Source organism: Arthrobacter sp. IK3, assembly GCF_051337705.1.
GTDB lineage: Bacteria > Actinomycetota > Actinomycetes > Actinomycetales > Micrococcaceae > Arthrobacter_B > Arthrobacter_B koreensis.
The window spans coordinates 1-21,146 of the sequence record NZ_JBPPSW010000015.1; the positions used below are offsets into that span (position 1 = coordinate 1).

At 65.5% G+C, this 21,146-nt stretch carries 15 protein-coding genes; 3 read left to right on the top strand and 12 right to left on the bottom strand.

The features are described from left to right. From ACSLGO_RS17090 to ACSLGO_RS17105, 4 genes are all read right to left on the bottom strand, one after another. A partial coding sequence (locus tag ACSLGO_RS17090) for a sensor histidine kinase (RefSeq protein WP_436401553.1) occupies positions 1-1,474 on the bottom strand: 1,474 nt, incomplete at its 3' end. Positions 1,475-1,486: 12 nt separating this feature from the next. Further along, positions 1,487-6,325, bottom strand: coding sequence for an NAD-glutamate dehydrogenase (locus ACSLGO_RS17095; RefSeq protein WP_436401554.1), 4,839 nt, complete (start codon positions 6,323-6,325; stop codon positions 1,487-1,489). 88 nt (positions 6,326-6,413) lie between these two features. Further along, entirely contained in the window at positions 6,414-7,724 is a 1,311-nt protein-coding gene (locus tag ACSLGO_RS17100) for an AAA family ATPase (protein WP_436401555.1), read from the bottom strand. Further along, positions 7,721-8,368 carry an SAF domain-containing protein gene (locus ACSLGO_RS17105; RefSeq protein ID WP_377955665.1) on the bottom strand — a complete coding sequence of 216 codons (648 nt, stop codon included), beginning with the start codon at positions 8,366-8,368 and terminating at the stop codon, positions 7,721-7,723. The genes ACSLGO_RS17100 and ACSLGO_RS17105 overlap by 4 nt, the downstream gene beginning before the upstream one ends. Positions 8,369-8,544: 176 nt before the next feature. On the opposite strand from ACSLGO_RS17105, the gene ACSLGO_RS17110 reads away from it, so the two are divergent. Continuing rightward, positions 8,545-8,775 (top strand): helix-turn-helix domain-containing protein, encoded by a 231-nt coding sequence (locus ACSLGO_RS17110; RefSeq protein WP_218054927.1) that lies wholly within the window; start codon positions 8,545-8,547, stop codon positions 8,773-8,775. Between the two features lie 24 nt (positions 8,776-8,799). On the opposite strand, the gene ACSLGO_RS17115 is transcribed toward ACSLGO_RS17110, so the two are convergent. Next, on the bottom strand, positions 8,800-9,351 hold the full coding sequence (locus ACSLGO_RS17115) for a hypothetical protein (RefSeq protein WP_377955664.1): 552 nt from the start codon (positions 9,349-9,351) through the stop codon (positions 8,800-8,802). A 106-nt stretch (positions 9,352-9,457) separates the two neighbouring features. Here ACSLGO_RS17115 and ACSLGO_RS17120 point away from each other — a divergent pair, with 106 nt between their 5' ends. Continuing rightward, entirely contained in the window at positions 9,458-10,321 is an 864-nt protein-coding gene (locus ACSLGO_RS17120; RefSeq protein WP_436401556.1) for a LysM peptidoglycan-binding domain-containing protein, read from the top strand. A gap of 29 nt (positions 10,322-10,350) precedes the next feature. Further along, positions 10,351-10,878 carry an Rv3235 family protein gene (locus tag ACSLGO_RS17125; RefSeq protein WP_325787659.1) on the top strand — a complete coding sequence of 176 codons (528 nt, stop codon included), beginning with the start codon at positions 10,351-10,353 and terminating at the stop codon, positions 10,876-10,878. A 2-nt stretch (positions 10,879-10,880) separates the two neighbouring features. Here ACSLGO_RS17125 and secA read toward each other — a convergent pair whose 3' ends face one another. From secA to mtrA, 7 genes are all read right to left on the bottom strand, one after another. Continuing rightward, the gene (secA, locus tag ACSLGO_RS17130) at positions 10,881-13,622 is read right to left on the bottom strand and encodes a preprotein translocase subunit SecA (RefSeq protein WP_091603189.1); all 2,742 of its coding nucleotides are present in this window, start codon (positions 13,620-13,622) and stop codon (positions 10,881-10,883) included. Positions 13,623-13,713: 91 nt separating this feature from the next. Beyond that, positions 13,714-14,922: a winged helix-turn-helix domain-containing protein gene (locus tag ACSLGO_RS17135; RefSeq protein WP_377955660.1), complete on the bottom strand. Its 1,209-nt coding sequence runs from the start codon at positions 14,920-14,922 to the stop codon at positions 13,714-13,716. A 32-nt stretch (positions 14,923-14,954) separates the two neighbouring features. Then, complete coding sequence (gene hpf, locus ACSLGO_RS17140) at positions 14,955-15,680, bottom strand: ribosome hibernation-promoting factor, HPF/YfiA family (protein WP_325787657.1); 726 nt, start codon at positions 15,678-15,680, stop codon at positions 14,955-14,957. A 130-nt stretch (positions 15,681-15,810) separates the two neighbouring features. Further along, complete coding sequence (locus tag ACSLGO_RS17145; protein ID WP_436401557.1) at positions 15,811-16,728, bottom strand: ComF family protein; 918 nt, start codon at positions 16,726-16,728, stop codon at positions 15,811-15,813. A 105-nt stretch (positions 16,729-16,833) separates the two neighbouring features. Further along, positions 16,834-18,546, bottom strand: a complete 1,713-nt coding sequence (locus ACSLGO_RS17150) for an LpqB family beta-propeller domain-containing protein (RefSeq protein WP_091603178.1) — start codon at positions 18,544-18,546, stop codon at positions 16,834-16,836. Next, entirely contained in the window at positions 18,539-20,269 is a 1,731-nt protein-coding gene (gene mtrB / locus ACSLGO_RS17155; protein WP_325787656.1) for an MtrAB system histidine kinase MtrB, read from the bottom strand. The genes ACSLGO_RS17150 and mtrB overlap by 8 nt, the downstream gene beginning before the upstream one ends. Before the next feature lie 4 nt (positions 20,270-20,273). Next, on the bottom strand, positions 20,274-20,951 hold the full coding sequence (gene mtrA / locus ACSLGO_RS17160) for an MtrAB system response regulator MtrA (protein WP_091603171.1): 678 nt from the start codon (positions 20,949-20,951) through the stop codon (positions 20,274-20,276). Positions 20,952-21,146 lie beyond the last annotated feature (195 nt).

Below are 21,146 nucleotides of genomic sequence, written 5' to 3' on the forward strand. Positions count from 1 at the left end.
GCCGGGAACCATCAAGGGCCATTTCAATCCCCACTTCGGTGCCACCGCCCGGACGCGGAGTCCAGAGGATAGTTCCGTCGAGTTCGCTCTGGACGAGGGTCCGCACAATCTGCAGGCCTAGTCCTTCCCTGCGGGGTTCCGGCGGCAGGCCAATACCGTCATCCGAAACGGTCACCGTGAGGTTTTCCCCGCCGTCTGCTCCGAGATGCCGTTCGGCGTTCAACCACACCGTGCCGTTTTCCTTGCCTGCCAGTCCATGTTCGACGGCGTTGGTCACCAGCTCGTTGATCACCAGTGCGAGAGGAGTCGCCAGGTCGCTGGGAAGCTCGCCGAACGTTCCCTGGCGTTCCGTACGCACCGCCTGCGAAGGGGATGCCACCTCGGCCGAGAGCCGGAACTGCCGATCGATGAGCTCGTCGAAGTCGACGTTCTGCGTCAGCCCCTGTGAGAGGGTTTCGTGAACCAGCGCGATCGTGGACACGCGCCGCATTGCCTGGGCCAGGCCAAGCTTTCCCTCTTCGCTCTCCATCCGCCGCGACTGCATGCGCAGCAGGGCGGCTACCGTCTGCAGGTTGTTCTTCACCCGGTGGTGGATCTCGCGGATCGTGGCGTCCTTCGACACCAGTTCCATCTCCCGGCGGCGCAGCTCGGACACATCGCGGCACAGCACCAGCGCACCGAACCGCTCCTTCTCATCGCGCAGCGGGATGGCCCGCAAGGAGAGGCTCACGCCCCGGGATTCGATCTCGGTGCGCCACGGCATCCGCCCGGTGACTACCAGCGGCAGCGTTTCGTCCACCATCCTTCGGTCCTTGAGCAGCGCCGTCGTAATCTCGGCAAGCGGCCTTCCCTCGAGCGTCTCCATGTCGCCCAGGCGGCGGAAGGCGGAAACACCGTTGGGACTGGCGTACTGCACTACGCCCTGGGCATCGAGCCGGATCAGTCCGTCACCAACACGGGGTGCGCCGCGGCGCGAACCCGTGGGGGTGGCGAAGTCAGGCCACAGGCCCAGCGTTCCCATCCGGAGCAGGTCGTAGGCACACTGCCGGTAGGTGAGTTCAAGGCGGGACGGCATCCTGGAACTGGAGAGGTCCATGTGGGACGTGACGACGGCGAGCGTGCGCCCGTTGCGCACGAACGGAATCGCTTCCACCCGCATGGCAGTCTCGGTGGTCCAGTTCGTCTCGCTGGAACGCTCGATGGTCTGCGACTTCCAGGCCTTATCCACCAGCGGCTGCAGGTCGGCGCGGATGCGCTCTCCTACGAAGTCGCTGTGGAACACGGTGTGCGACGTCGAGGGGCGGGCATGGGCCAGCGCCACGTAGGTGCCCTCCGGCAGCGGGAACCACAACGCCAGGTCAGCGAACGCGAGGTCTGCCACCAGCTGCCAGTCCCCCACCAGCAGGTGCAGCCACTCGGCGTCGCCCGGACCGAAGTCCGCATGGTCCTTGATCGGATCGGTGAATATTGCCATAGCGGAAGTCCGTTAGCGCCTTACGATCGAGCGAAGCAGCCGCAGGGCAACGGAGAGTGATGCCATGTCATCCTGCTCGAGCTGGTTGACCTCGGCGAACATCTTGGTTGCGCGCTCGAGGTTGTCTGCGTTTTCCTGCTCCCAGGCCTCCACCCGGGATACCGGATCCTCGCCCTGCATGGCCGGCGTGGCCTGCAGCGCCGCGACGGTCATGTCCGCAACCGTGGAGTACAGGTCATCACGCAGCGCTGCGCGGGCCAGTGCCTGCCAGCGGTCCCCGCGCGGGAGCTTGGTGATCCGCTCCAGCAGATCGTCGATCCCGTAGCGGTCATAGACCGCGTAGTAGACGGCGGCGATGTTCTCGGCCGGTTCCTCGACCTGCCGGGTTGCGAGGGCGACGTCGAGCAGGCCGTAGCTCTCGAACTGTTCGGCCCAGTACGTGCCAAGGTCCTTGGGTACGTCCCAGCCGGACGCCTTCTCGAGCGCTGCTTCCACCCGCTCGCGGTCGGTACCGCGCATAAAGCGCATGAGGTCCTTCCGCAGCGGCTCGACGATCGGTTTGAAGGCCTGGATGTCCTCGTCGATGGAGCTGCCGCGTCCAACGTGGTTCACGAACCAGCGAACGGCGCGATCCAGCAGGCGGCGCATGTCCAGGTGGATGGTGGTCCAGGTTTCCGTTGGGAAGCTGGCGGGCAATTCACCCAGTGCCGCAACGACGTCGTCAATCGCGTAGATCTCCCGCAGAGCGCTGAAGGCACGGGCAACCGTCGCCTCGCTGGCGGAGGTCTCTTCCATCACCCGGAAGGCGAAGGTGATTCCGCCAATGTTGATCATGTCGTTGGCGACCATGGTGGAGATGATCTCGCGCCGCAGCGGATGGGTATCCAGCTGGTCATCAAAGCGCTCCACCAGCTGCTTCGGGAAGTACCGGCGCAGCGTGCCGCGGAAATACGGGTCGTCCGCCAGGTCCGACGCGGTGAGCGCGCGGGTCAGCTCAATCTTGGCGTAGGCAGCCAGGACGGAGAGTTCCGGGGCGGTCAGGCCCTGTCCCTCGGCGACCCGTGCCCTCAGTTCGTCCTTGGTGGGCAGCGCTTCCAGGGCACGGTCCAGGCCGGCGTTTTCCTCCAGCCAGTCCATGAGCCGCTCGAAGCTTGGGCTCCACTCAATGACGCGCTGGCGGTCGTTGAGCAGCAGCATGTTCTGGTCAATGTTGTCCTGCAGCACCAGGCGGCCAACCTCGTCCGTCATGGAGTGCAGGAACTCTGAACGCTCGGAGGCGTCCAGCCTGCCGGCGGCGACCATGCGGTCAACGAAGATCTTGATGTTGACTTCATGGTCGGAGCAGTCCACACCGGCCGAGTTGTCGATAGCGTCGGTGTTGAGGATGACGCCGGACAGGGCAGCCTCGATGCGGCCGCGCTGCGTCATGCCGAGGTTGCCGCCTTCACCGATGACCTTGGCCCGGACATCCCGGCCGTCGATGCGGATCGCGTCGTTGGCTTTGTCCCCCACTTCGGCGTTGGTCTCGGTGGATGCCTTGATGTAGGTGCCGATGCCGCCGTTGTAGAGCAGGTCGACCGGCGCCTTGAGGATGGCGCGAAGCAGCTCCGGCGGGCTCAGCCGGGTAACGCCGGACTCTAGCCCCAGGATCTCCCGTACTTGCGCGCTGATGGGGATGCTCTTGGACTGCCGCGGGAACACTCCGCCGCCTTCGCTGATGAGGTTCTCGTCGTAGTCGGCCCAGGAGGAGCGGGGCAGCTCAAAGAGCCGCCGCCGTTCAGCGTGGGACTGCGCTGCGTCGGGGTTCGGGTCAAGGAAGACGTGCCGGTGGTCGAACGCGGCAACAAGCCGTATGTGCTCGGAAAGCAGCATGCCGTTGCCGAACACGTCGCCGCCCATGTCGCCCACGCCCACGGCTGTGAAGTCCTCATTCTGGGTGTCGACGCCGAGTTCGCTGAAGTGCCGCTTCACCGATTCCCAGGCTCCGCGGGCAGTGATGCCCATGGCCTTGTGGTCATAGCCCACGGATCCGCCGGACGCGAAGGCATCGCCGAGCCAGAAACCGTATTCTGCGGAAAGGGCGTTGGCGATGTCGGAGAAGGAAGCCGTGCCCTTGTCCGCAGCGACCACCAGGTAGCTGTCATCGCCGTCGTGCCGCACCACGTTCTCCGGCGGGCGGACCTGCTCGCCGTCTTCGGTGACCACCAAATTGTCAGTGATGTCCAGCAGGCCGCGGATGAACGTGCGGTAGCTTTCCTTGCCCTCTTCCATCCAGGCGCCGCGGTCCTTCGCCGGGTCCGGAAGCTGCTTGGCGTAGAAACCGCCCTTGGCTCCGGTGGGAACGATGACGGCGTTCTTGACCGTCTGGGCCTTGACCAGACCCAGGATCTCGGTCCGGAAGTCCTCGCGCCGGTCAGACCAGCGCAAGCCGCCGCGGGCCACCTCGCCGAAGCGCAGGTGCACGCCCTCGACGCGCGGCGAGTAGACCCAGATCTCATACTTGGGTCGCGGGAACGGAGCGCCGTCGATCACAGCCGTGTTGAGCTTGTGGCTGACGTACGCCTTGTCCTGGTAGAAATTGGTGCGCAGCGTCGCCTCGATGAGGTTGGCGAACGTCCGCAGCACACGGTCCGCGTCCAGGGTCGGAACCTGCTCCAGGCCGGCGTCCAGTTCGGTGCGCGCTGCTTCCATTTCCGTCTCGCGTGCGGACTCTTCGAGAGCCGGATCGAACCGGGCCCGGAACATCCGGCCAAGCGCACCGGTAACCCGGGGGTTGGCCAGCAGTGTATCCGCGATGAAACCGTAGGAGTTGGTGTTGCCCATCTGGCGCATGTACTTGGCGTAGCTGCGGAACATCACCACTTCCCGCCAGCCCAGGCCCTGGCCCAGGATGAGGCGGTCCAGGGCGTCCGACTCGCTGGCGCCGGAGATGCCCGCGCGGAAAGCGTCTGCGAGGAGGGTTCCGGTTTCAAGCGGATCCACGCCGGCTCCGTAGCGCAGGCCGAGGTCGTAGAGGAACAGCTCGACGCCGTCCCGCCGGCGGATCTCGAACGGACGTTCGTCCAGCACCTCAAGTCCCAGGTTGTGCAGGAACGGAAGGATCTGGGTCAGGGACTTCGGTTCCAGCAGGTACAGCTTCAGCCGTGCGTCGGCGCTGTCGGCATTCTCGCCGCTGCGGGCCGGCAGGTAGACGAACAGTTCCGGCGCTGTTTCGGGGTTCTGGATCCGGTCTTCGAACCGGGCAATGTCCGCAAGTGCGTCCTCGACCTCGTAGCCCACGCGGTAGTCCATGGGGAACGCGTCGCCCCACAGGTCAGAGAGCTCTTCCGCCTGGACCCGGTCGAACGTGCCGCGCAGCACCTCGTCAATGCCCTCTGACCAGGAGCGGGTGGCGTTGACCAGCCGCTGTTCCAGCGCAGCTGCATCCACGTCCGTGATCTCGACACCCTTGGGCAGCCGAATCCGGAAGAACAGCCGGGCGAGCGCCGATTCGGTCAGGCGTGCCTCGTAGTCAATGGAGTCAGCGTTGAATGTTGACCGCAGTTCGTCCTGGATCCGCAGGCGGACCGAGGTGGTGTAACGGTCGCGCGGGAGGAAAACCAGCGCGGACATAAAGCGTCCGTAGACATCCGGGCGAAGGAAGAGCCGCGTGCGGCGCCGTTCCTGGAGGCGGAGGATGCCCTGGGCCGTTTCCAGCAGGCCGTCGACGTCGATCTGGAAGAGTTCGTCGCGCGGGAAGGTCTCAAGGATGGAGAGCAGGTCCTTGCCCGAATGCGAGTCTGCGGGGAAGCCTGCCCTGCGGATGACTTCCTTGACCTTGTCGCGCAGGATCGGAACGTCCCGGACGGATCCGGTGTAGGCCCCGGTGGCGAACAGGCCGATGAAACGCCGTTCACCGGTGACGTTGCCTTCGGCGTCGAACCGCTTGACGCCGATGTAGTCGAAGTACGCCGCGCGGTGCACGGTGGAGCGTGAGTTTGCCTTGGTGATCACGAGGGCCCGCTTCTCGCGCGCCTTTGCCCTGCCTGCCTTGGTCAGGTGCTGGACCTTGCCGGCCTCTGAACCCCGGCGCAGCAGTCCCAGGCCGGTCTTCGAGGAAGCACGGAGTACGTCTTCGCCGTCCTCGTTGAGCAGGTCATATTCGCGGTACCCGAGGAACGTAAAGTTGCCGTCGTCAAGCCAGGTGAGCAGCTCGCGTGCCTGCTGCAGGTCAGGGATGCCATGCCCGGCAGCGGCGAGTTCAGCCGCGATTTCATGGACCTTGGCCCGCATACCGGACCAGTCCTTCACGGCCACGCGGACGTCGTCCAGGACCCGAATCAGTCCGTTGACCATCTCCCTGCGGCGGTTCTCATCGCTCAGGCGCGGAACTTCGACGGCGATCCAGGACTCAATGCGCGTGGTGTGGTCGCCGTTGCCCAGCAGACCTGAGATGTCAGGCAGGGCAGCGGTGTCCCCGCTGGAGATGCCGGCTGCGTTCGGAACCCGCTTCACCTGCTGCAGTGTGTCACTGTCGCGGTGGCGGGTAGCCAGGAAGGTGGGATGAACCATCAGCCGGATGCCGCTGTTCTGCCGGACAATCTCGGCGGTGACCGAATCAACGAGGAACGGCATGTCATCGGTGACGATGAGGATCACACTGGCGTCGCCCTGGTCGAAGACATCTACCGCAGCGGTGCCTTCGGCACGGGTCCACGCCAGCGCCCGGTGCGCCTCGGCGCGTTCCCGCAGTGCCTGTGGAGGGTAGAGTGCGGCGTCTTCAGCCGCCAGATGCTCGTAGTAATTCCCGATGAAATCCTCAAGGGAGATATCCGAGCTGGAAAGATCCGTGGTGTTGGATCCAGACGACATTTAATACGCCTCCGAAATTCGCCGCTTAGTACCGGCCGCCCCTTTGCGGCCCGTTTGCTACGAGCCTATCCCCTTGGCAAAGAAAAGGTCACTTCGTGGCTGCCGCGCGCCTCCGCCTCCGTTTGGGGCTGCCGTCTGCGGGGACGTTCGCCAGTGCCGCGATTGCCGCGCGAAGGGCGGATCCGGGAGCCGCTTCCAGCAGCGCTGACCCCGCCAGGAGCGACGCGTCGGCGGCATCCCAGTCCGCGGGCAGGAACGCGCTAATCCGACCGGGGCCGAAACGCTCCCATGCTTCGCTGAGCTGGCGTTCCGGGGCCCGCCCGGCGGCAGAGCGCCGCACCTTGTTCAAAACCACCAGCGGCGACGCCGAGGGAACGGCGCTTTCAAGTTCTGCGAGCGCGCGCACCAGCCGGGGAACGCCTACCGGATCGGCAGCTCCGACAGCGTAGACGGTGTCAGCGGCTTCCAGCGCCACGAGTGTTGCAGCATTCCGGCGGGGTGCCATGGTGTCGAAGCTCAGTTCCTCATCCGCCTCGAGACTGAAGCCGCAGTCCACCACCGTGATGTCCGCGATGCTTCGGGACTGCGCCAGTACCCGCGCCAATGCTGTTCCGCGGATCTCCAGCCAGCGGTCGGAGCGCGTGATCCCGGTCAGTACCCGCAGCCGGCCGCTCTTGAGCCGCACCCGCACGGCAGTTCCTTTCAGCGCCGCCGGCTCCAGCATCCCCTGTTCCGCCAAGCGGCACGCCTGCGCAAGGCCGGCCGATTCGTCGGTAATCCCAAGGACCGCAGCGATGCTGGGTGCGTAGGTGTCTGCGTCCACCAGCAGTACTTCGCTGCCCGCGGCCGCTGCCTCGGCGGCGAGGTTCAGCGCCAGCGTGGTGCGGCCGGGGCCGCCTGCGGGGCCCCAGACAGCAACCAGGCTTCCTTGCCGCAGCGGCTTCTCGTCAGACCCGGCTCCACCGGATTCCCCGCTCAGTTCCCAGTGCCGCAGGCCCTCAGCCGGATCTGCCAGGGAGGAACGTTCTCCAGGCCCCTGACCCCGTGACTCCATGGCCAGAACGGCTGCTGCCACTAGCTCCGCGAGCGCCGGGGAATCGAGGTCCCGGGAGGCATGCCGCACGCCCAGCCGGTCCAGCCTGTTCCGGGCATCCGGGTCATCAGCCAGGACCACCAGGGCGACACCCGCCGCGGCAACACGGTCCGCAAGGCTGGCAGTGAGCTCCCCGGCGTCGTCCTCAACAAGGGCGGCCCTGGCCAGACCGCTTTGGCAGGCCGCGATCAGCTCCGAAAGTTCGCTGCAGCGGCGGATCACCGTGACCGGACCCTGCAGGCGTTCAAGTCCCTGTACCAACTCGGCCGTGCCGCTGCCGGAGGTGATTACCGGAATGGCGCTCATCGGGCTGCAGGGTTGGGGACGACGGCGATCTTCGCCTGATTGGACAGGGCGCCAAGGAGGGCCGGAAGGTCTTCGTCCTCGACCAGGACCAGCAGGCGGGTGGCATCAGCGCCCGCGATGACCGATTCGTTGACGGAGAGCTCGGAAATCTCTGCCGCAGTCAGGAGCCGGCGCGGTTCAGCGTACCCGTTCTGCCCATCCGGAAGGGAAGCCCAGACATCCACCCGGTCTCCGGCGCGGATGCCGCTGGGCAGCGGTGCCTGGACGTCGAGTCCCAGGGGCTTTCGGTCGAGGTCTCCCGCCTGCACGAGGTCGGCCCGTGACAGCAGCTCGCCCGGGCGGATGATGGTTCCGGCCACGGCGTTTTCCGGGAACGAGTCCGCCGCGGACACATAGGTGCCGACCAGTCCGCCAAGGGACACCTGCACTACGTCGAAGTCGTCTTCTTCCAGCACTGATCCAACCGGTATCTCATGTGAGGCAGCCAGGACCTGGGTGGTCTGGTCCTGGCTGGCAACCAGCGCGCTCACTCCGGCGACTGAGGCCAGGACCAGCAGCAGTCCGAGCAGCAGCCGCGGGTCCTTCCAGGATGGTTTTTTCAGGCGCGGTGCGGGTGCGTCCGGCGCAGCAGTCTTGAGACTCATTGATCCCCCTAGGTTTGCTCCGCCTCCCCGCGGAGTGCTGGAGGTCATTGTGTCCCTCAATCTGCGGTAATGAAACGGGTGGGGTACGTATTTTGTGGATAAAGGACGTCCAGCCCGAACAGATGGCAGACTAGGTCAGCAGCGGCACAGTGCCGGAAAGGGTTTGATGGTGCGCCATGGTGGAGAAAAGGTTCCTCACGCTCGCTGACGTGGGCGAGGTCCTGAACATATCTTCCTCTCAGACGTATGCGCTGGTCCGCTCCGGCGAGCTTCCCGCAATCCAGGTAGGCGGGCGGGGCCAGTGGCGGGTCGAGAACGCCAAGCTTGAGGAGTACATAGCCGGTGCGTACCGGCGTGCCGAGGCAGCGAGGGCCGCCCTCCCCCAGGACGAGGCCGCAGAGGCATAACATCCCTCCCCGGGACGATGGTTCCTACCGGGTAGACGAGCTCACGGCCGCGATCCCGGCAAAGGGCACCACAGTCACAGAGGCAACGTTCTCGCGTCTCCTATGCTCCCCAGGTTCCAGCACCGCAAATTCAAGGAAGTTCCTGCCGACCCGGTCGATGCTGCCGTGCAGGGCAGTAGGCCTGCCGCGCAGGTGCAGGTCCACCGGGTAACGGTCCCGGGCCAGGCCGCGCAGTGCGGAGGCCAGCGGCAGCTGGACCGCCGGAACGGATAAGTCCGCATAACGGTCGATGCCTTCGATCATCTGCACCGCGCCCAGCGCCGCCACATGCGAACCGGACGCCGAGTCGAGCAGGAACCAGTCCGCTCCCAGCCGGCCAAGGGTGCCCGTAAGCGGGCCTCCGGACAGTCCGAGGTGGACCCGCAGTGTCTTGCCGTACTGCGCCCGCAGCCTGGCTGCCAGGTCCAACCCCGCCAGTTCGCCACGCTGACGGTCAGCAATCTCGGCGTCCAGGCCCGCCTGACCGGCAGCGGCCAGCTGCGCCTCCAGGTCCGCGAACAGCGCCTCCCACCTCATCGGGCAAGGCTAACGTCCACAATCTTTCCGCACCACTCTGGACAGGCACGTCGTCAGTCGCTAGTAAAGAGCACCAAACGGGCTCAAAAACTTTGATTCACATCAAATGGCATCAAACACCACCATCAGGAACAACGCGGAGGCGGCTATGGCAGCACACAAAGCACGACGGCGCAGGACGCTGGAGGACGCGTTCCTGGCATCAGCAGCCGCTGCCTCCGGCGCCCTGATGCTGTGGGCTGGCCTGACCCTGCGCGGCCCTGCACTCGCCCCAGGGGAAGGTTTCCGCTCGACCACGGATCTTCAGGCCGCTGCCGGTCTGATGGCCGGGTGGGCAGGCCTGCTGGTGCTGGCGTGGTGGACTGTCGGGCTGGGAGCAGCTTTCCTGTCAGCTGCCCTCCTGCGAGCCGGGAACTTCCGTTCAGCGCGCTTCATCGGGCGGCTGAGCCCCGGATTCCTCAAACGACTCGCGGCAGCCGCCCTCGGCGTACAGCTGGCCGTGGCTCCCCTACCGGCCCTGGCGGCACCACCGGTCCAGGTCACCTCCACCGCGGCTCCGAGCTCCGGCGCTTCCTCCCCGGCAGCTGATCCCGCATGGCAACTGGAGGGAGAGGCCGCGCGGCCTCCGGCAGCGCTGGACCGCAGCGTGCCGTCCGGACCGGCTGACTCCAATCGCACGAATGCCGCCGTGAACCCGGCCTGGAAACCTTCCCCGGGCCCGGTGCCGGGATCGCTGCTGATGCCCGGTGAAACGCGGATGCCGGCTCAGATCGGAGGCACTGTAACGGTCACCGCTGGAGACACCCTCTGGGATCTCGCTGCCGCCCGGCTTGGCCCGCTGGCAACCGACCTCGAGATTGCCCGGTACTGGCCGGCGTGGCACGAGAAGAACCGCAGTGTCATTGGTCCTGATCCTCATCGCCTGCTGCCGGGGCAAATCCTTGTCGTTCCGTCTCCGGCCACCTACTAGCCAGCCGCCCATGACGGAAAGGACATCCCATGAGCATCCTGATTATTCTTCCCGCTCCCGGAGAAGCATCCGGGGAGCTGGCGATGGCCAGCGGGGACCCGCGACCGTTTTTCAGTGCCGTACCCGGCGGCGCTCCTCCGGTGGTCCCCCAGCAGCACCCGGTAGTGATCAGGGCGGAATCCGAACCGGCTGGCCCGGCACCCAAGAACTGGTCCAGTTCCGCCGAGTCAGACGCACGGATAGAAGCAATCAGCCGATCCGTGACCATGGGAGCCCTGGAGGTCCTGGCCGGAGTGCGCCCGCTGCAGCAGCTGGCCCGCTGGCTGGACTTCGAAGAATTTGAGCGCCTGCAGCTGCGAACCAACCTGGTCCGCGGGCGGGGACAGGACCGGCTGCACCGCAACGTGCGCATCTTACGGGTCCGGGTGTGCCCGGTGTCCGAGGGGATTTACGAGGTGGCCGTGGCCGCCGCTGAAACGAACAGAGTCCGCGCCGTTGCCCTCCGTTTGGAGCAGCGGCGCGGACTCTGGAAAGTTACCGCCCTTGAAATCGGGTAGGACTACTTCCGGCGCTTCTTCTTTCCAGCCGGCCGGGCGTCCTTCCGGGACGCGGGCTGCGATGGTTTGGCCGCGGCTGTGCGCTCCACCCGGGTTTCCACCTGTCCCTGGCTGTTGGGGGCGGAGAACTGCAGGCTGGCCGGCCGCTCGGGGGCTTCGAGCCCGGGCGCCTCGATAACCGGGCCGCCGCCGACAATTCCGCGGGCGTCCTTCAAGCCCTTGAGGGCCTCGGGAACTTCAGGCTGCTTGACCTCAACCTCGACGTTGAAGAGGTAGCGGATACTCTCCTCACGGATGGCCTCCATCATGGTCTGGAACATGACGAAGCCCTCACGCTGGTACTCCACCAGGGGGTCACGCTGGGCCATGGCGCGCAGGCCAATGCCCTCCTTGAGGTAGTCCATCTCGTAGAGGTGTTCCTGCCACTTGCGGCCGATCACCGAAAGCACCACGCGCCGCTCCAGCTCACGCATCGCTGCGGAGCCGATGGAGTCTTCTCGTGCCTGATAGGCCAGGCGGGCATCGGAAAGGATCTCGTTGAGCAGGAAATCACGGGTCAGGTTGGACCGTCCGTCCGCTTCGTCAACGACTTCGTCGATGGTCAGGCTGATCGGGTAGACGATCTTCAGGTTCTTCCAGAGGGTGTCAAGATCCCAGTCGTCGCCGTGGCCTTCAGCGGTGGCGTCATTGACGACGGCGGTGATGACGTCTTCCAGGAAGAAGCCCACCTTCTCCTGCAGGTCATCGCCCTCCAGGATACGACGGCGGTCCCCGTAGATGGCTTCGCGCTGGCGGTTAAGGACGTCGTCGTACTTCAGGACGTTCTTCCGCTGTTCGGCGTTGCGTGCCTCCACTTGGCCCTGCGCGTTCTGGATGGCCTTGGACACGAGCTTCGATTCAAGGGCAACGTCGTCCGGCATGGAGGAGCTGTTCATGATGCGCTCAGCTGCACCGGAGTTGAACAGACGCATCAGGTCGTCAGTCAGGGAGAGGTAGAACCGAGACTCACCGGGGTCGCCCTGGCGGCCGGAACGGCCCCGGAGCTGGTTGTCGATGCGCCGCGATTCGTGCCGTTCCGTGCCCAGGACGTAGAGGCCACCCAGGGCACGGACTTCATCGTGCTCCGCGGCTACGGCAGCCTGTGCCTTTTCCAGGGCCGCGGGCCAGGCGGCTTCATAGGCTTCCGGGTTCTCGGCGGGATCAAGTCCGCGGCTGCTCAGTTCTGCTACTGCGTTGAACTCAGCGTTGCCGCCAAGCATGATGTCCGTGCCTCGGCCGGCCATGTTGGTCGCAACCGTCACCGCACCCTTGCGGCCGGCCTGCGCCACGATCGCGGCTTCACGGGCGTGGTTCTTGGCGTTCAGGACTTCGTGCCGGATCCCGGCCTTCGCCAGCTGCTTGGAAAGGTACTCGCTCTTCTCGACGCTCGTGGTACCGACCAGCACGGGCTGCCCGGACGCGTGCCGCTCGGCAATGTCCTTTACGACGGCATCGAACTTGGCTACTTCGTTCTTGTAGATGAGGTCTGACTGGTCCAGGCGGGCCATTGGCTTGTTGGTGGGGATGGGCACCACGCCAAGCTTGTAGGTGCTCATGAATTCCGCGGCCTCGGTTTCGGCCGTGCCCGTCATGCCGGACAGTTTCTCGTAGAGGCGGAAGTAGTTCTGCAGGGTGACGGTAGCCAGGGTCTGGTTCTCGGCCTTGATCTGCACCCCTTCCTTCGCCTCGATGGCCTGGTGCATGCCCTCGTTGTAGCGGCGGCCGGCCAGGATACGGCCGGTGTGCTCGTCGACAATGAGGACTTCACCCTTGAGGATGACGTAGTCCTTATCCCGTTTGAAAAGTTCCTTGGCCTTGATGGCGTTGTTCAGGAAACCAATGAGCGGCGTGTTGGCTGCCTCGTAGAGGTTGGAGATGCCCAGGTAGTCCTCGACCTTTTCGATGCCGGACTCGAGCACACCCACGGTGCGCTTCTTTTCGTCGACCTCGTAGTCGACGTCGAGGCTCAGCCGCTGGACCACCTTGGCGAACTCGGTGTACCAGCGGTTGACGTCGCCGCTGGCAGCACCTGAAATGATCAGCGGGGTGCGGGCCTCGTCAATGAGGATCGAGTCGACTTCGTCGACGATGGCGAAGTGGTGTCCGCGCTGGACAAGCTCATTGGCGCTCCAGGCCATGTTGTCCCGAAGGTAGTCAAAACCGAATTCGTTGTTGGTGCCGTAGGTGATGTCCGCGGCGTACTGCTCGCGGCGGGTGGCGGGGTCCTGGTTGGCGAGGATGCAGCCGGTGGACATGCCCAGGAAGCGGAAGACACGGCCCATCAGGTCGGACTGGTACTCGGCCAGGTAGTCGTTGACAGTGACCACGTGCACGCCGCGGCCGGTCAGGGCATTGAGGAAGGCCGGGGCCGTGGCCACCAGGGTCTTACCTTCACCGGTCTTCATTTCCGCGATGTTGCCCAGGTGAAGGGCAGCACCGCCCATGAGCTGCACGTCGAAGTGGCGCATGCCGAGGGTGCGGCTGGCTGCTTCCCGGACGAGCGCGAAGGCCTCCGGAAGGAGGTCATCCAGGCTTTCGCCGTCGGCGTGGCGTTCCTTGAGGTTGTCTGTCTCGGCGCGCAGTTCGGCATCGCTCATGCCCTTGAACTCGTCCTCGAGCACGTTGATCGCGTCGGCGTAGTTACGCAGTGTTTTCAGCGTCTTCTTGTCGCCTGTGCGAAGAACTCGTTCGAGAAGTGATGCCACTGATTTGCTCCCAATCTAGTGTTGCCGAAATCTGGCGTCCCCAGTCTACGTGAGAGACGTCCGGCAGGCCGCCAAGGTTCCCGCTCGGGAGTCATCCTCGGTCGATTGCCAGTTTCAGGGCGGGCGCAAGGTTGCCCACAGCACTTACCATAACCTCTGCGAGGCCCAGCCACTGCGCCATTATCCGTAATTCTGCGGCCAGCTCAACCGCGGTATCTGCGGGCGAACCCGGTTCCGCGTGCGCTGCCTGGACCAGAAGAACCCGTCCGGCCCGGTCCGCTTTCAGGTCTACCCGGGCCACGATCGCCTCGCGCAGCAAGAACGGCAGCACGTAATAGCCGAACTGCCGTTTATGGGCCGGCGTGTAGATTTCGATCCGGTAGTGGATACCAAAAACTGCCTGGAGCCGTCGCCGGTCAAATACCAGCGAATCGAACGGGCTCAGCAGGCCGCGTCCATGGCAGCGCCTGGGGGTCGTCGCCGCCGGGTGCAGAAAGACGGGACCCTTCCAGCCTGCTACCGAGATTTCCTCCAGCTCGCCCTGCCGCGCGAGGTGCTGTGCGGCGGCGAGTGTGTCGCGCAGCGGCAGGCGGAAGTAGTCGGCCAGCATCGGTGCCGTGCCGAGCCCGAGCGAGCGGGCCGAATTCTCTGTCAGCCGCAGCAGCGCTTCCCGGCGGTCCGCCGGCTCGAGTGCCGCCTCGCCGTCCGGATGCACCGTGGCGGCCGGAGCGTAGAGCCGCTCGAAGGCGGTTCCCCGTCCGGCAGAAGAGATGAGTCCCTGTTCAAAAAGGTCTTCCAGCACCTGTTTGGATGCGCTCCAGTTCCACCCCCATGCTTTCGTACCGGGGACGGCGGCCTGGCCGAGGGCTGCCTCCACTTCGCGGGCTGTCAGGGGATGCTTGTGGTCCAGCAGTTCCAGGATGGCCTGACTCAGTTCGCTGCGGGGTTCCTCCGGCATGGACGTGGCACGCATCCAGGTCCGGCGCTGCCACTGGCGCAGGTCAGCAAAGAGGTCCGGCCGGATAAAGCTGGCTTCGTGTGCCCAGTACTCAACCATTCGCCGGGGATGGCGGCTGGCCATCCGGTCCAGGACGTCCCGGTCGTAAGCGCCCAGGCGGGTGAACAGCGGAAGATAGTGGCTTCGGGCCAGGACGTTCACGGAGTCGATCTGCAGCAGTCCCAGGGCATCAAAAACGCGGCCCGTCTGCCCGGGAGTCGGACGGACGGGGCGCGGTTTGGCTAACTGCTGGGCGCCGAGGATGGTGCGGCGTGCCCGGTCAAGGGAGAAGGCTGCTGGCATGCACCCATCCTAGGACCGGGCCACCGGCACCTCTACGATGCGGCGTCCACGTCCTGTGCCGGCGCGGCGTCGCGGTAGCCCCGCATCTCCTCGCGGATTTCCTCGGTGCCTTCGGTGCACTTGGAATCAAGGGTAATAACGCCGTAGGTCCAGCCCCTGCGGCGGTAGACCACGGACGGCGCACCGGTGGCGGCGTCTACGAACAGGTAGAAGTCATGGCCAACCAGTTCCATGTTGTCGACTGCGTCGTCAAGGCTCATGGGGGCACCCGGGAAAACCTTGCGGCGAATCAGGACCGGGCAATCGCCGGTCTGCATGTCCTGGTCGGTGGCATCGTTGCTTTCCGCCGGGACAGTTTCAGCTGCTGCGAACTGGGAAGACAGTGGCTCGGACGTGCTGACAGGTTCCAGCCCGGCAGTCGCAACCCGTACCGGAACGGGGGTGTGGCGCCCGCGGTGCACCTTGCGCCGGTCGCTTGCGCGGCGCAGGCGTTCCATGAGCTTTCCGTAAGCGAGGTCGAACGCCGCAAACTTATCTGCAGAAGATGCCTCGGCGCGGACCACCGGTCCCCGGCCCAGGACTGTCAATTCCACGGTGAGGGAGCTGTCGGCTTCACGGACGTTTTCATGCTTGGTGACCCGGGCATCTACCCGCTGCACCTTGTCTCCGAGGTTCTCGACTTTGCCGATCTTTTCGGCGGCGTACTGACGGAACCGATCGGATACTGCAACGTTGCGTCCGCTGATCATGAATTCCATGGTGCCCTCCAATATTCTTCGGTGACACAACAACGGCCGCTGCCAGTTTCCTTCGCGACCGTTGCCGCAGGACTGCTCCATTTCTTGAAGCAATCCATACCCAACACGTTAGATCACCCGGAAGGTTTATTCACCTTCTGACTTTGGCCGCTGTTCCGTGGCCGTGCCGTGGGCGGCGGATTTCCGGTGCTGATCCGGGCTCTTGCCGGGTCGCCTGAGGGGCCTGGGGCGCCGGGGCTCGGACGGCTGCTATGACGGCAGCTCCGGCCACCTGCGCCCCGGCCGCACGCAGGGCACGGGTGGCTTCGGCCAGCGTGGCTCCGGTAGTCAGGACGTCATCTGCAAGCAGGACAGTCAGTCCACGAAGGTCCCCCGGATGCCCCGCCGTCATTGTTCCGTGAACGTTCCTGCGCCTGGCGCCCGCGCCCAGGGTCTTCTGCGCGCCGGAACGCAGCGCAAGCAGTTCGGCGCCGAGTCGATAGCCCAGTATGCTGCGGATCTCCATGCCTGCCGGGAGCAGGCCCCGCTGGCGTACCTTGGCCAGGATCAGTTCCAGGGGGTCGTAGCCCCGGCGCGTCCGGCCGCGGAAGCTGCCCGGGACAGGAACCAGTGCCACACGTCCCGTGGGCAGGGAATCCGATGCCGAGTGCAGCGCCCGTGCCATGGCTTCGGCCAGGATGCCCAGCAGGTCGGTATGCCCGTGGTTCTTGCACGCAAGCACTACGCGTGAGAGTCCCGCCGCGTACCGCCCTGCGGCTGTCACCGGCAGGGAAACCGGTTCCAGGTACTCAGGGGCGCCGAGGCGCGCCGCTGCACCCGGGTCCTTTTCCGCTTCCGGAAGCATTCCGGCCCCGGCTGACGCGTTGTAGGGACGCAGCGTGGCATGGCGAACGGCGATGCGGCACACCGTGCACAGCGATTCATCCGCGGCTCCGCACACGACGCATTCTGCCGGCAGAATTACCGCGCGCAGTTCCCGGCACGCGGCCAGGACTGCTGCCGGGCCGGGAGCGGCCAGCCAATCCTCCAGGGCCGGGAGATACGCCATACGCCCATGTTCCCGGTGCATGGGATACGGCCGGAAAGCCACGCTCCGGATGGGGATACCGAGGCGCCTTGGACGACGCTCCGCCGACTGTGGAGGGTTGGAGCGCTAGCCGGGGAAGGCGGGGTCCCGAATGCCGTCAATTTCGCGGATCCAGCCGTTGCCCAGCTTCTTGTACACAGCCTCAGCCGTCTGCAGGAACAGGTCATCCGGACCGTCTCCGCCGCTGATGCTGAAGCTTCCATCCCAGCCGGCCAGTTCCTGGTTGTCCTTCGCGGGGTCAAGAATCACGGGGGTCAGCGACTCGTCCTGTCCCCGCTGGAGGGCAGCAACCGTCGTCTCGCCCACCCACACCGCAGTAGCGACGGGCTCAGACGTCCACAGTTCGAGCGGAGTGGTCAGGGTCTGCGGCGCACCGCTGGAAGAGCGAACGACGCCCGCGATCAGGACACGGGAAGCACCGTCCTGTTCCACGACCAGCAGGGCCCGGGCACCGTCACGCGAAATCCTGAGGTCCCGGACCTTCATGTCTCCCAGCCAGGAGGGGGTCAGGCCTGCCTGGGTGGACGCGGCGAGGTCCGGTCCCACGGCAATGAGCCGGCTGCCTTCGCCCTGCGCAGACGCAGACCAGATCCATCCCTCCGGGTCGATGCTTGGCCCGGAGAGGGACTTGCCGGTCGCCACGGTTGCAACGTCCTTATCCGGCCCGGTGACCAGCAGCGTTCCGCGGTCCCCGGAGAGGAATGCAATGGTGTCCATCTCTCCGACGGACACTGCCGGTTCCCTGGGGTCGTACGAGGAAACGTCCGGCAGGTTGCTGATCTCCTGGGCCTGCCGGTCGCGGAAGAAGACGATGTCCTCGCCCTGGATCCCAATCTGGGTCTTCCCCACCCTGGGATCATCCTCCACCGGGACCAGCTCGCTGCTGGGCGGACCAAGGTCGACTTCCCGCTGGTTCACGGTCATCTCTACGGAGTTGACGTTGTTGAGCTGGCGGAGGTTTTGTTCCAGCTGCAGTTTCATCTGCTGGCGGTTGAGGTCCGTGGAATCCTCCAGGACGTCCGCCGCGAAGTCGACGGAAGCCACACCGGAAACCACCGGAACAGCTTCCCGGGCAAGCTGGGTTTCCACCGGGAAGGCACTCGTGACGGCCCCTTCCAGGTAGGGCGCCGGACCGGCAAGCATCGCGTTGACGACGGACGCCGCCATGCCGGAGCGCTGGACGAACCAGCGTGTGTCCGGGACCCAGTAACGGTAGGTGCTGGAGTAGAAGTAGAGATTATGGGCACGGAAGATGATCGGGAAGGTGATATCCGAGATCATGATGCCGTTGGGGATGCCGCTGATACGCCATTGGCCTTCCTGCTGCACAAGGCGGACCTGGATGGTCTCGGTTGTCCCGGGGGCCGACTCGGTTCGGATGCCCTGCGCGTTAACGGACGCAACCACTTCGAGCTGGATCTGGAAGACGTTGGGTTCCGGCATCGGCACGATGTTGGGGTCGGCGCCGTAGATCACGACGCGTTCGTTGGGAACCCAGGAGGAGGCCAGCTCAGGGGTCAGGAATTCCCGGGCCGCTGTGTAGTCCTCCCCCGCGCCCACGCCCGCGTCAATGAAGCCCCCGATGATTCCCTGTGGAGAATCGTCCTCCACCGGGCCGGGCGGGCTGTAGCTGAGCTGCTGCGTCAGTGAGCTGCCGCCGGCGCTGGCTGTCGCCGTGCCTACCGGCCCGACGGTGGGGATGGACGAGCAGCCGGCCAGGAATACCAGTGCGGAGAGGAAAGCCGCGGCCGCTGCCAGCCGCTTGCGGGCCCTAAGCATTGTGGTCCTCCCTCTGTGCGGATTCGGCGGCGGTGAGCGCCTTCGGCGGCGACGGGAGCGGGGTATCCTGCGGCGAGAGAGGAACCGGCGACGCGGCAAAACTCTCACCGTGCCGGCGCGGGAGGGTGAGGCGGAAGCACGCGCCGTTGCCGGGGCTGCCCCACGCTTCGAGCCACCCGGCGTGAAGCCTTGCGTCTTCGGCAGCGATCGCCAGCCCAAGCCCGCTGCCGCCGGTTGTCCGCGCACGGGCTGGGTCAGCCCGCCAGAACCTGTCGAACACCCGGGCTGCGTCGTCCTCGCTCATGCCGATGCCGTAGTCGCGCACGGCGACGCCTACGGCATCCGCGTTCGTCGCGACGGCGATTTCCACCGGTTTGCCTTCGCCGTGTTCCAGCGCGTTCACCACGAGGTTCCGCACGATCCGTTCGATCCGGCGCGGATCGGCGTCGACCACTACCCGAGCCTCCCGGCAGACGATGCGCACCTCTGAGCCGTTGTTGATCGCCAGCGGTTCGGTGGCTTCCACGACGTCCCGGACAATCCCGAGGATGTCTGCCGCTTCAAGGTCGGGCTCCGCCGCACCCGCATCGAAGCGGCTGATCTCCAGGAGATCAGCCAGCAGCGCCTGGAAGCGCTCAACCTGGTGGTAGAGCAGCTCGGTGGAGCGCTTCGACATGGGGTCGAAGCCATCTCTGGCGTCGTAAAGCACCTCCGCCGCCATCCGCACCGTGGTCAGCGGAGTCCGGAGCTCGTGCGACACGTCAGAGACGAATCCCTGCTGCATCCTGGAGAGCTGTGCCAGCTGGGTGATCTGGTCCTGGAGCGTCGCCGCCATGTGGTTGAAGGAAGCAGCCAGCCGGGCGACTTCGTCTTCGCCCTTGACCTCCATGCGTTCCTGCAGTTCACCGGCCGCGAGCTTCTCCGATACCGACGCCGCGGCACTGACGGCGCCCACGCCGGCCTTGGTCACGACCCAGGCAATGGTTCCGATGATCGCCAGGAGCAGCCCGCCGGCAATCCACAGGATGCGGTGGATGTCATCGAGGGTCTGCTGCATGGTGTCCAGGTCATAGACCAGGTAAAGCGCATATTCGGACCGGTCCGGGGGCAGGGTGACCTTGGTACCGAATGCGAGCCCGGGTTCACCGTGCTCCAGGGCCATGGCGGACCAGTGGACAACGTCTTCCCCGTCAGGGTCGAGTCCTTCCACGGCATCGCTCAGCGGCCCGGGAATACTGCCTGCCGTGATGCGGTCTCCGAGCGTTGCCACGAAGAGGTTTTCCTGGTCCGGCAGCGGCGCGAGCAGGTACCGGCGAGGTGTCTCCGCACCCCGTCCCTCCAGCAGCGACAGGGTGTTGGAGACCAGCCGCTCGGTTCCTTCCCGGTCCGTCGCCGCCGTCGTCCGGAAGTTCTCCTTGACGCTGCTCAGGCCGGATGTGGCCTCTGCCTTGAACTGGGTGAGCCGCTCTTCATAAAGGGCGCCGGCGATCTGGTGGGACAGGAACGCCCCAATGCCGCCGGCGGCCACGATCACCAGGAGCAGGGTTGCGAGGACCGTCTTGAATTGGAGCGACCGGCGCCAGCGGAGGGCGATTTTGGCTATGGTCGCCCGGTGGACCCGCCTGGCTGCACGGCGCAGCAGTACTCCGGTACGGAGCATCCGGGCCCTGGCCCGCGCCCTTGGAGTAACCGGCGCGCCGATGCCCTCCTCCGTGGAGGGCATGGACCTAGTTTTGGCCGGCTTTATAACCGACACCGCGGACCGTCAGGACAATTTCAGGTGCTTCCGGATCCCGCTCGATTTTGGACCTCAGGCGCTGAACATGCACGTTCACCAGGCGCGTGTCCGCCGCATGGCGGTAGCCCCAGACCTGTTCGAGCAGCATTTCCCGGGTGAAGACCTGCCAGGGCTTCCGGGCCAGAGCTACCAAGAGATCGAATTCAAGGGGCGTAAGCGCAATCCGCTCACTGCCGCGGGATACCGAGTGGCCGGCAACGTCGATGGTGATTTCGCCAATGGACAGCGTCTCGGGCGCCTTTGAGTCCACCGGGCGCAGCCGGGCACGGACGCGTGCCACCAGCTCGGCGGGTTTGAACGGCTTGGGAACGTAGTCGTCTGCGCCGGATTCAAGGCCTCGAACGACGTCGGCGGTGTCGGATTTGGCAGTCAGCATCACGATCGGCACATCTGACTCTGCCCGAACCTGGCGGCATACTTCGATGCCGTCCATCCCCGGGAGCATGAGGTCCAGAAGCACAAGATCCGGCTTGGATCCACGGAAAACCTCGAGGGCCTGGGCCCCGTCTGCACAGAAAACGGGGTCGAACCCGTCGTTGCGAAGAACAATGCCGATCATTTCGGCCAGCGCTTCGTCATCGTCTACGACCAGTATCCGTGCCTTCATGCTTTCCTGTTCCCCGTTACTTCCCGCCCGCCAGGGCATTCGACGTCCTGGGCTGTTCGGCACCCACGCCATTACGTGCGCTCTCACCGGACATGCGGCAGTCACGTACGAGGCATGCCGGAATAGCCCATGTTATCCCTATCATCCCCAAGGGCATATTTTTGCCACGGCCCGCCGGGTCCCGGTCAGGGCGTC